The following is an 11,893-nucleotide window of genomic DNA, read 5'->3' as shown; positions in this document are numbered from 1 at the left end:
GCTTATAGCGGCGGGCTTGATTGATCACCTGACTTGGGTTTTGGAAAAGATAAAAAACAATATTAACAAGTGGTCGGAGTGACGCCCGGACTTTTTCAGGAAACAAACAGCAAGCAAACGGCTATCCCAAAACCCTCAAATTAAGTGAATATTCACCTTTATCATTCACGTGAAGCAGTCTCATTTCGGACAGTTTTTTCAGATCCCTTCTTGCTGTCTGGGTTGAAATTCCCCGGTAGATTATTGAAAACGGCGGAGTGAAGGCAAGGCTTCCCAGGTTAAAGCTTTTCTGCTGATCCAGCAGAAGATTGATAAGGTCGTATTGTCTTGATGTGATTTTTTTCTGTTGTTTCAGACTCAAACAATAGTCTCTTAATGTTAAAAGCCTTATGAAGTGATGGATAGTCTCCATCATTTTTGTGAGTGAATTTGCAGCTGCATTAAGGGTGAACTCAAGGAATGGAGTCACATCTTTTTTGAGCTTCAGGGTCTTGGAAAAGGCAATATAATAGTCATCTACATTCCTGTAATAATAGTTGGAGATTTCTTTAGGCAGATTTTTAATTCCCGCAAGCTGTAGAATCATAGCCTCAATAAGTCTGGCCGTCCTTCCGTTGCCATCCCAGAAAGGATGGATTATGGAAAAATGATAATGTGCAAGAGCTCCCCTAATGAAAGGATTGAGAGCAATTATATCATCACTGTTTATCCAGGAAATGAATTCAGACATCAAACTTCTAACGTCTTCATATATTTTGGGTGGAGTATATATCCCTCCATGAGCCTTGTCCCCGACATGAACTAAACCATTTCGAAATTTGCCAGGAATGTTTTGCTCATGGGGAATCTGCGAAGTGATTACCCTATGAATATTGCAGATTATTTCTTCTCGAAATTTAGGGCGTAACAAATCCCATCCAGTGTCTATCCTATCAAGCATTTTATAGGCTTCAATCAGGTTGAGAATTTCCTGCCTGTCTTTTCTTGTGTATTCCCCGGTATCGTGCCCTTCCGCTATTTTTTTAACACCTTCTACGGATATGGGATTGCCCTCTATTGCGGCCGTTCCTGCAATCGAACTGTAAAGAATCTCCTGCTCTATCTGAGCAGCCATTGACGGGAGAATAGGAAGGCTATTTATTGATTTATAAAGAATTCTAACCTCTGCGAGCAGAGGCTCAATCTTCAAGGGGTCATAGAGTTCGGAAAAATAGAATTTGCCAGATTTGTACGTCATAAACTCATGCATAATAAACCCTGTGTCATTAAAATTGTAACAACAATACTATTTAAAATAAGATGGTTAATAATAAAAATGGTTCAATTATGATAATATTTCTGTAACAGTATATGCGTTGGCCTGCAATATCAAAGCTATTTATATCAAATTTAAAACAGAAATGAGGTTTAGTATAATTCGAAAAGAGTGGCTGGAATGACTGGCTTGATTATATATTATGTATTTTCAATAATTTAAATCTAAGTCATGACATACAACAGGTAATATTGCTCCGGTGGCAGAATATGTAAATTTTGAATTCCATGTTGTTGCTTAATTTAGAAGGAATCACACTTCAACTTTTTTTATATATTTAATCACCGGAGCAATAACTGTTTTTAGTCTGGACAAATCCCAACAGACAGGCCGCAGTCAATATGGCAATAATAAAAGCTCCGAAAAAACAGCCTGGTTTTGATACTCTTGGGCACGATGCTATTCTCCTGTACCTGCATGTGTCAGGTTCAATATTTCGAAATAATTTTAATGGTTTTTTGAAAATGCCAAATCGATCGTAACTAAAGCTATAAAAGCTATTATTGTCCCGGCCTTGAAGTAAGGTCTAATGTGCTATATGTAATCAAAATGAGTTTATGAATCAGGAAGAACCAGGGACTGATAGGTAATTGCTGATTTCCCATTAAGAAATTTTGAAGCTTTATCCTGGGTTTAAAGATAGTCCCAATGCAAGTTATGAACAAAAAAATTAATCTATTTAAACATTTATAATTATTAAGATATGAAATCACTGAATCTGATCAAACCCTATTTCAGAGAAAATAAAAAAAGCATTTTTCTCGGCCTTTTCTGCCTCATAATTGTCGATCTGCTTCAGCTTTTTGTTCCAAGAATCATAAAAGCTTCGGTGGACGGGCTTGCAAAATCCTCGGTTGACTTGAAACACCTTGCAATCAATTCAGGCCTTATAATTGCCATTGCAGCCCTGATCGGACTTTTCAGGTATGGCTGGCGATTTTGGCTGATTGGCCTTTCAAGGCGCATTGAAGAAGGTCTCAGAAAAAAAATATACGACCATGTGATCACCTTTTCACCCTATGATCTTTCCGGAATGAAAAGCGGGGATATCATGGCAAGGGCCTCCAGCGACATTTCAGGCATAAGAATGGCATCGGGCATGGGTATAGTTGCCCTCACAGACGCGCTTTTTCTTGGAATCGCTTCCGCAATTTTCATGGCAATGCTGAACTGGAAACTCGCGCTTCTGACTCTTATCCCTCTTCCCATGATTGCAGTTTCATCAAGGCTACTCAGCAGAAAAATGCACAAACTCTATACAGATGTTCAGACTACTGTTTCCGAAATAACCGAAGCCATAAGGGAAAGGCTGTCAGGAATAAGAATAATAAAGGCATTCTCACGAGAGGCCGACGAAACCATTAAGGTCAGAGAGCTTTCTGAAAAATACCTTAGAAAAAGCATGAAAAGGGTCAGGGTTACAGGCCTTTTTATTCCCCTCATGATTTTTTTCACAAACCTCGGACTTGTGATAATTCTTTTTGCAGGCGGCAGAATGGCCATAAGAGGAGAGATAACAGCCGGTGATTTTGCCGCGTTCATAAGCTATCTGACCCTCATGACATGGCCTATGATGGCGATGGGCTGGGTTGTGACCCTTATCCAGAGGGGCAAAGCGTCCATGGACAGAATCGAAGGCCTGCTAAGCGTCAAACCAGTCGTATCAGAGCAGCCGGATTCAATGAATAATTTTGAGATTAAAGGCTCAGTATCCTTTATAAACATGGGCTTTTCCTATGGTTCTGTTTCGGGTTCTGACTATTTCTTCAGGAATTTCAACCTAGACATTCCTCCAGGCACAACACTTGGGATCACAGGCCCTCCTGGTCATGGGAAAACCACCCTTCTCGGTTTTCTTCCACGTTTCTATGACCCGTCCGAAGGCATGGTTATGATAGACGGAATAGATATCAGAAATCTGTCCCTTGATCTTCTGAGAAAAAACATATCTCTCATGCCCCAGGAACCTTTCCTATTTTCAGGAACCATAAGGGACAACATAAAATTAGACCTTGAAATTGAAGACTCGGAAATAATGAATGCTGCAAGAAAGGCCGCGATTGACACAACAATAATGGAACTTCCCGAAGGCCTTGATACAAGGGTCGGAGAAAAAGGAGTGCTTCTTTCAGGTGGACAGAAACAGAGGGTGGCGCTTGCCAGGGTTTTTCTAAGACCAGCACCGATAATTCTTCTTGATGACCCTATAAGCCAAGTGGATGCAGTATCAGCTTCCATGATTATGGAATCGATCATGGAGTTTGCAAAGGGAAAGACACTCATAATAGTATCTCATAGGCTTTCGGCCCTTAAAATATCCGACAGAATAATTGTCATGGAAAATGGTGAAATAACAGAATCAGGAAACCATGACGAGCTTGTCGCGCTTGGCGGCTATTATTCACGCATCTCCAGAATGCAGGCCATAGAAGAGGAACTCAATGCGCTTTAATAAGGGACATTTTGACGAAGAAAAACTTGGTAAAAGCGTTGACCTGAAATTTCTCTCAAAGCTATTGCCATTCATAAAGCCATACAGATCTTCGGTTGCTATTTCAATTTTTCTGGCACTTGCCGTAAGCGCCCTTGAAATTACGACTCCGCTCATAACCAGATATGCCCTGGATCATTATATCAACCCTGAAAAAGCGGTCGGCGGGACTTTTAACGTGGAATCCGCCCTGGCCGGAATAATGATTGCGGCAGGACTTCTGCTTGTTTCATCATTCCTGATATTCATCACAGGTTTTGCCCAGATCCAGACCATGGAATACGGCGGCCAGAGGATTCTGAATGACCTCAGGGTAAAGCTTTACAGCCATATGCAGAGTCTGCCGGTCGAATTTTTTTCCAAAAATCCTGTGGGAAGACTTGTAACAAGAATCACCAGCGACATAGATAATATGCTGGAGATGTTCACGACTGTTCTTGTTTTCTTTTTCAAGGACATTTTTCTCATGCTCGGCATAATGGGAACAATGGCCATGATAAATTTGAAACTGACTTGCGCTACTTTCATAATTCTGCCGTTTGTGCTCATGGCGTCAAAATATTTCGGAGGGGAAACCAGGGCCGTATCAAGACAGCTCAGAACTAAAACAGCCCAGCTCAACACAACTGTGGCTGAAACCCTTGCTGGCTCGGCCGTCATCCAGTCCTTCAGGCAGGAAGAATATTCAAAGGCCAATTTTGATACACTGAACCACGGAGCTTATCTGGACGGCATGAAGGAAATACGCGTTTTCGGAATTTTCATGCCTGTGATCGAATTTTTAAGCTCTGTGGCTCTTGCGATAATAATCCTTTACGGTGGCCTTGCTGTTCAAAATTCAGACATAACCATAGGCTCCCTCGTTGCCTATATTTCATACCTAAGAATGTTTTTCAGACCAGTTAGAGACATGACAGAAAAATATAATGTAACCCAGACAGCACTCGCGTCTGCGGAAAGGATTTTTCAGATTCTTGACGCTGAGGACACCGATATTCATCATAATGATATTCGAAAAGATGATACGGTACCAATTTCAGATGAAATTCAACCCTTTGAAACGCTTGAGTTCCAAAATGTATGGTTCGGCTATGAGCCAGGAATCTATGCAGTAAAAGACATAAGCTTCAAACTTGAAAAAGGCAGAACAATCGCAGCAGTCGGGCACACAGGCGCAGGAAAGACAACTGTCATAAGCCTTATTCTGAAATTCTACGATCCTGAAAAAGGAGCAATAACAATAAACGGAAAGAATATTTCAGAAATGAACGTGGAAGAAGTCAGAAAACGCATTGCCCTTGTAACCCAGGACCCCTTCATTTTCAGCGGATCAATAAGGGACAACGTAACCTGCCTAAGAAACAATATGGATGATAAAAGAATTACTGAAATACTTGATGCTGCCCAGTGCCTCGATTTTGTCAAAAATCTGCCGGACGGAATAGATTCAGTGCTTGGAGAAGGAGGGGTGAGACTCTCGAGCGGACAGCGCCAGCTTCTTTCAATAGCAAGGGCAATAGCATCGGACCCTGAAATAATAATACTCGATGAAGCGACATCTTATGTGGATTCAGAAACCGAGAAAAAGGTAAAATATGCCCTTGATAATCTCGCTTCAGGCAGAACGGCAATAACCATTGCCCACAGGATAAGCACAGCAAAAAGCGCGGATGAGATACTTGTTTTCCATAAAGGAGAAATAACAGAGCGCGGAACCCATGAAGAGCTTATTGAAATGAAGGGCTATTACTGGAGGCTGAATTCGCTTGAGGGGGTATGATTGGTTTTGGGGAGGCCTCTGGCAGGTCGTTTCTTTGAAAAAAAAGCTCCGCAAAAAACTTGTCCAATTTTAGATTTTTGAAGTCTGATTTTTGGTTGTAAATTAAAGGTCAATATTTCAACAATATGTAATCGATTGTTGATCGTAGGGTGTTCAAGCCGGAATGCTTGCGCACCAGAAGCTATCAAAGGCAATCATTTTTACAAAGAGCCTAAAACCTGCCTCATTATAACGAATCCATAAGCATAGCCTTCACATACCTTCCTAAAGCAAGGCAAGAAGTGAGACCAGGAGAATCTATGCCAATAAGATTTATGAATCTGCCGTGATTTCTATCCTGTTTGATTATGTAATCCGAATGATTCTTTGGAACAGCCATGATCCCGGCCTGATGAAGTTCAATATCAGCTTCTGTAAGATCAGGAAAAAAGCGTTTTACAGCTTTCAGATAATCAGAAACAGGCCTTAAACCACTTCCGTAATCATCCTTCCCTCTTCCCACGGTTTTAGCTGGGCCAATGGTTATTGTTTTTCCGATTGTAACTTCTCCAGCAATATAATCAAAAGCAGGAGTAAGATGAACACCAACCGTTTTTGTTATTTTTCCTTCAGAAAGCAGCCTATGGAATTCAACCAGAGAAACTTCGGCCTTTTCACCAGTTGTATTGCAATAGCCATACGGTGCAGGATATACGTTCATACCTGACATTAAAAGCCCGGGCCTGTTATCAGCATAGAACTTTGCAGCTTCTCCGCGAACGCCTTCAACCTCGTAAGGTGATTCAGGATCAATCATGCGTGCAACTTCATCGCTGTAAAGCCCGGCCGCGTTTATCACGTAATCGGCCTCAACCGCCTCCTTATTCTTTCCGAAATCAAGATCCAGGCTGAATATTGAACCATTTGCTGAAACAGAAACAAGCTCGGCTCCAATTATGATCTCTCCGCCCAGAGACTTGAAAACAGCGTGAAGCCTTGAAACAAGAGCCATGGCGTCCACAATACCTGAAGTTGGGACAAGAAGGGCCTTGACGCCCTTGACATTAGGTTCGTGAGACCCGATGTCCTGGCCTTCCACCCAGCTCATTCCAGGCACTCCGTTTTCCTCGGCTATCCTGTATGTTTCTTCAAGATACTCGATTTCCATGTGGGAAGTGGCCACCACAAGCTTGCCAGTATTTTTATGAGGCACATTGTGATTAACGCAGAATTCATAAAGAAGAGGATTGCCTTCAACACAGAGACCGGCTTTTATCGGGCATTTTGATTTGGGATAATATATTCCGGCATGAATGACGCCTGAATTTCTGGAGCTCTGGTTGTCTGCCTTGATCCTTGAGTTTTTCTCTATGATGAAAACCTTAAAACCGGAAATCCTCTGGATCTCACATCCGATTGAAAGTCCGACAACCCCGCCACCGATTATAAAAACACTTTTTTTCTGCATTTTGTTTTTTCTTGTTCCGGTTTTTCAATACTTTGCTGTACTATTAAGAATTAATTATTATTATAAAAAAATATGTTTGTAAAACTGCTTAAGAAAAGGAGATGTCTGGCTTGATAAGAGCCATCGTATGATAACACAACAGGAAAATATTAATGGAGAGTGAGAGTTACACGCCGATTTATCTTAAAACCAAAGAATCAGGTCTGCTTGCCGAAAAAATCAAAACAGCTTCGGAAATTCTAAAAAACTGCATTCTGTGTCCCAGAAGATGCGGAGTAGACAGAACATCAGGCAAACTCGGAGTCTGCAAAACAGGCAGAAACGCATTTGTAAGCAGCTATGGCCCGCATTACGGAGAAGAAGAACCCCTTGTAGGTGAAAGCGGATCTGGCGCCATCTTTTTCACACATTGCAATCTCGGATGCATTTTCTGCCAGAACTATGAAGTAAGCATCGAAGGCAAGGGATTCGAAATGGAAGACGATCGCCTTGCTCACATTATGATAGGCCTCCAGAATGAAGGATGCCACAATATCAATCTTGTAACCCCTACACATGTGGTTCCCCAGATCATCAGGGCCATTGACATAGCATGTGACATGGGACTTTGCATCCCGATTGTCTACAATTCCAGCGGATATGATTCCATTGAAACACTCAAACTGCTTGATGGAATCGTTGACATATACATGCCTGACTTCAAATTCTGGAATCCGGAATCATCAAAAATGGCCTGCAATGCTCCAGATTATCCCGAGGTGGCAAAGATCGCCATAAAAGAAATGCACCGCCAGACCGGAGACCTTGAAACCGGAGATATAGGACTTGCATATAAAGGCTTGCTGATCCGTCATCTCGTAATGCCAGGAATGATTGACCAGACAGAAAACATTTTGAATTTCATAGCTAAAGAGATCTCTACAAAAACATATGTAAACATAATGCCCCAGTACAGACCATTCGGAGAGGCTGAAAACCTACCTGAACTAAACAGAATGATAACAGGAGATGAATATAAGGCCGCACTTGAATCAGCTGTATGCGCAGGCCTTGAAAGACTTGATTCCGCAGGTATGCGCTTCATAGCAGGTTAATTTTTTTCAAGGAGAACATATGACAGAAAACAACTCATCCATGAAAGCCTTATCCTTCGATGAGAAAGCACATACCTGGGACGAACAGCCTGAAAGATTGGTGCTTGCAAACGCAATAGCAGAGGCCATAAAAAAAACTGCTAAGCTATCTCCTGAAATGAGAGCCTTTGAATACGGATGCGGAACCGGCTTATTGGGATTTCTCCTTAAGCCCATGATAGGCAGCCTTATAATGGCAGATGCATCAGCAGGGATGCTGAAAGTTGCGGATGAAAAGATCAAAAGGAATAACATCAAAGACACCTCAACTCTGTGCATCGATCTTGCCCAAAATGATCTGCCAGACATGACAGATCTGACTGGCACGCCTGATCAGAAATTTGACTTGATTTTCACGCAGATGACGTTCCATCACATACTCGATTATGCCCGTGTCATAGAAAAAATCTTTGAAATGCTTAATCCGGGCGGCTTTTTTTGTATCGCAGATCTTGAGAAGGAAGACGGCAGCTTCCATGAAGGCAATGAAACTGTCCATGACGGCATTGATTCAGAACTTCTCGAAAGAATTCTCATAGATAAGGGCTTTTCTGTCACAGGAAGAATTATCGCCCACTCAATGTCAAAAAATGACAGGGACTACCCTATTTTCCTGATCACAGCCATGAAAGGAACATGATCAATGGCAACAGCAGACAAGAAAAAGAATCCTGAAAAGACTGCACCAAAGAAAAAGACATCAACCCCTTCAAGAAAAAAAAAAGCAGCGCCAAATCCGGATCCAAAAGCCTCCGAGCCAGAAAAAACCGCTGATGATAGTATTCAATGCATAGGGACAGGCTGCCTTGAAATAATAGAAAGAAAGCCTGCCAAAGCTACCGGAAAACCTCCGATTCTTTTCATACACGGCGCTTTCATAAGCGCAAAATGCTGGGAAGTCTATTACCTCGACTATTTTGCCGAAAAAGGATACCACGCCATTGCCATCAGCCTTAGTGGACACGGTGCAAGCAAGGGCGGAGACAAACTTTATACCCTGGCAATAAGTGATTATGTGAAGGATGTCGCGTCGGTCATTGCCACCATGGATCAGGAACCAATTCTCGTAGGACATTCAATGGGCGGACTTATAATCCAGGATTATCTGAAACTTCCTGGATCAAGGGCAAAAGCTGCTGTTCTGATGGCGTCATCTCCGCCCGAAGGGCTGAGCAGGACTGCTCCGACCATGTTGTTCCAGCATCCAGCCTCGTGCATGAAGCTTAATATGATCAACATGCTTCCAAGATCAATGTGGGCAGAGTTTATCTCGGCAGAAGAACTCAGAGACATTTTCTTCAGCAAACTGACTTCACTGGAATCAATAATGCGTTTTTTGCCGATGTTCCAGCACGAGTCGCCCATGGCCATTTTTGAGATGACTTTTTTCGATCTGTTCACCATCAGAAAAATCAATGTCCCCATTTTTGTGATGGGCGGAGAAAATGACATAATAATTCCGCCTGGTTTTGTGAAATACACAGCTTCTTTTTACAACACAAAACCTGTTGTCCTCGAAAATGAAGGGCACGCCATCATGCTTTCAGACGACTGGAAAACAGGTGCTGACAGAATAATTAAATGGCTGGATGAAATTGGGCTGTAATAATTGCCAAAAACATCGACATGAAACGATTCTTCTGTTATCGCGTTTTCCAATCAAAAAGACAAAGTTGCAATAAGCAGGAAAAAACTCCATAGCCATGCCTGACTCGATCCGGCATCAAGTATTTTCAGACGGATGATAGCAGCCTTCGCCTGAATGATGAAAATCAGGCTTTTTGCAGTCCATTATTTTAGTATTCATTACGGTCAGGAATCATGAAAAAAGAAACCCAGATTATCAATGGAAAGCGCTCAGGAGATCTCTTCTGCCGCTTCTGGACGCCAGAAACAGAACCCATAGGCCTTGTCGTAATTCAACACGGATATGCCGAACACAGCGGCAGATATGAAGAAGTCGGAAAAATTTTTACTGAACAGGGATATGCGGTCGCAGCCCTTGATCTTCCTGGTCACGGAAAATCAACAGGCCAGAAGGCTTATACCGAAGACTTCGGCATATACGTTGACGAGCTTGAAAACTTCTTAGATTTCAGCATAAACAAATTCCAGGGAATACCGGTGTTTCTTTTGGGACACAGCATGGGAGGAGCGGTCAGCCTTATTCTATGCCTAAGAAACAGCAATGCAGTCAAGGGCCTTATTCTTTCCGGCGCAGGCATAAGACTGAAAAGCTTCCTGCCCCAGATCGCAATTTTTAAAATAGCGGAATTCATGGCTAAGCATATGCCTGACAAAGGATTCATAAAGCTTTCAAGCAAACTGGTATCAAGGGACAAAAACGTTGTAAAGGCATATGAGAAAGACCCCCTTTGCTTCCACAGGAAAATTCCTTTCTCAACTCTCAGAGAATTTGCAAATGCAGGACTTTTCATTGAAAAAAATATGAGGCGGCTCACCACTCCTGTTCTGATTCTTCATGGAGGAGACGACAGGATAATTGATCCGGCAGGAAGCAGAATGCTTTATTCTGCGGTGGCTTCGCCAGACAAAACTCTTAAAATATTCAACGGCCTGTATCATGAAATAATGGCTGAACCTGAAAAAGAGACTGTTTTTAAAACCATGACAAGCTGGGTAAAGGCAGCGTCCTGAATCAGATTTAAGTTTGACAACGTCGCAAAAAGTCCGGTTATTGTCATTCCGGCGCATGCCGGAATCCGGAAGTGTCGTAAAATACAAAAAATGCCGGATCAAGTCCGGCATGACGCCACCGCCCCCTTTTTGATTTTTTGCGAGGCCATCAATCCTTTCTCAGATTCTGTTAACGTTTTCTATGTCATAGGTTCTGAAAACAAACCGCATTTTTTCAAGTTTTGCTCCATCAAGGGACTGAGGATGAATTTTTTCAGACAAAGAAACAAGCTCTTCATATGAAGGAATGGAGTCAAGCCCCTTTCCAAATGATTTTCCGTCAATGGCATTAAAAACCAGAGCATCAGATCCGTCTGTGGCAACCGCAAGTGGTATCTGTCCATCGCATGCTATTCTTGCAGCTGCAATTATTTCTCTCTCCACAGAAGCGACAGACCCGGCAACGCATCTTATGGCCATCATCAATCTCGAAGCCACTTTTACTGCAAGATCAATACGGGAGGAATATGGCTCTCCTGCAATACTGAATTCAATCGGATAACGCGGAATTATTGATTCCTTTGCATACCCTTTTTTCTCAAGTAAAAATTTCAGTAGATTCTGCCTGTTTTCCTCTGCGCCTATATTTGGCAGCATCTCCCCTGTAATACAGTCTTTGATGCAATCATAATGCTTTTCCATGGACTCACCTCTATTCTGGTAAAAACCCGGTTATTGGGAAGTGTTTTAGAAACTTGCTTCAGATATCAGACTCCCATTCCAACGACAACAGTAATGCCTTCAAAATAAGTGGTCGGTTTTGATTGGACAGATTTTCTGAAAATATAAGTGAAAATCCTATCAACAAATCCTTATATAATTTTGACCTCTGTGTCTCATATTTTTAATAAAAGCTTCAAGCGGCGATTGGAATTTCCAGACCTTCAAAATATGTTTTATCAGGCGTATTATTCTTAAAGCTCTGGTGAGGCCTTTTTGTGTTGTAGAACCTCAGATAATCGCCAATTTTGTGTCTCGCTTCTGACATGCTTCCATAGGCCTTCAGATAAACCTCCTCATATTTCAAACT

Annotated in this window: 10 protein-coding genes; 6 read left to right on the top strand and 4 right to left on the bottom strand. The window is 42.1% G+C overall.

The window, feature by feature from the left end; genetic code table 11:
• Nucleotides 1-121: 121 nt before the first annotated feature.
• Nucleotides 122-1,249, bottom strand: a complete 1,128-nt coding sequence (locus K245_RS0115420; RefSeq protein ID WP_027359957.1) for a Fic family protein — start codon at nt 1,247-1,249, stop codon at nt 122-124.
• Nucleotides 1,250-2,018: 769 nt separating this feature from the next.
• Here K245_RS0115420 and K245_RS0115415 point away from each other — a divergent pair.
• Both K245_RS0115415 and K245_RS0115410 read left to right on the top strand, forming a co-directional pair.
• Nucleotides 2,019-3,767: an ABC transporter ATP-binding protein gene (locus tag K245_RS0115415; RefSeq protein ID WP_027359956.1), complete on the top strand. Its 1,749-nt coding sequence runs from the start codon at nt 2,019-2,021 to the stop codon at nt 3,765-3,767.
• Nucleotides 3,757-5,586 (top strand): ABC transporter ATP-binding protein, encoded by a 1,830-nt coding sequence (locus tag K245_RS0115410; RefSeq protein ID WP_027359955.1) that lies wholly within the window; start codon nt 3,757-3,759, stop codon nt 5,584-5,586. Before K245_RS0115415 ends, K245_RS0115410 begins: the two co-directional genes overlap by 11 nt.
• 226 nt (nt 5,587-5,812) lie before the next feature.
• Here the strand turns inward: K245_RS0115410 and K245_RS0115405 are convergent, their stop codons facing one another.
• Nucleotides 5,813-7,033, bottom strand: a complete 1,221-nt coding sequence (locus K245_RS0115405) for an NAD(P)/FAD-dependent oxidoreductase (RefSeq protein WP_027359954.1) — start codon at nt 7,031-7,033, stop codon at nt 5,813-5,815.
• 152 nt (nt 7,034-7,185) lie between these two features.
• Between K245_RS0115405 and K245_RS0115400 the strand changes: the two genes are divergently transcribed.
• The 4 genes from K245_RS0115400 to K245_RS0115385 all read left to right on the top strand — a co-directional run bounded on the left by K245_RS0115400 (nt 7,186) and on the right by K245_RS0115385 (nt 10,824).
• Nucleotides 7,186-8,127 carry a radical SAM protein gene (locus K245_RS0115400; protein WP_035277409.1) on the top strand — a complete coding sequence of 314 codons (942 nt, stop codon included), beginning with the start codon at nt 7,186-7,188 and terminating at the stop codon, nt 8,125-8,127.
• A 19-nt stretch (nt 8,128-8,146) separates the two neighbouring features.
• The gene (locus tag K245_RS0115395; RefSeq protein ID WP_051284198.1) at nt 8,147-8,806 is read left to right on the top strand and encodes a class I SAM-dependent DNA methyltransferase; all 660 of its coding nucleotides are present in this window, start codon (nt 8,147-8,149) and stop codon (nt 8,804-8,806) included.
• 3 nt (nt 8,807-8,809) lie between these two features.
• Nucleotides 8,810-9,772, top strand: a complete 963-nt coding sequence (locus K245_RS0115390) for an alpha/beta hydrolase (RefSeq protein ID WP_051284197.1) — start codon at nt 8,810-8,812, stop codon at nt 9,770-9,772.
• 215 nt (nt 9,773-9,987) lie between these two features.
• On the top strand, nt 9,988-10,824 hold the full coding sequence (locus tag K245_RS0115385) for an alpha/beta hydrolase (protein WP_027359950.1): 837 nt from the start codon (nt 9,988-9,990) through the stop codon (nt 10,822-10,824).
• Nucleotides 10,825-10,983: 159 nt separating this feature from the next.
• Here K245_RS0115385 and K245_RS0115380 read toward each other — a convergent pair whose 3' ends face one another.
• Nucleotides 10,984-11,505 (bottom strand): type I restriction enzyme HsdR N-terminal domain-containing protein, encoded by a 522-nt coding sequence (locus K245_RS0115380; RefSeq protein ID WP_027359949.1) that lies wholly within the window; start codon nt 11,503-11,505, stop codon nt 10,984-10,986.
• 214 nt (nt 11,506-11,719) lie between these two features.
• A partial coding sequence (locus K245_RS27340) for an integrase core domain-containing protein (protein ID WP_156906814.1) occupies nt 11,720-11,893 on the bottom strand: 174 nt, incomplete at its 5' end.

The sequence above is a fragment of the Desulforegula conservatrix Mb1Pa genome (assembly GCF_000426225.1).
Classification (GTDB): domain Bacteria; phylum Desulfobacterota; class Desulfobacteria; order Desulfobacterales; family Desulforegulaceae; genus Desulforegula; species Desulforegula conservatrix.
Note: the sequence above shows the minus strand (reverse complement) of the source record. Positions and strands in the feature narration are given on the sequence as shown.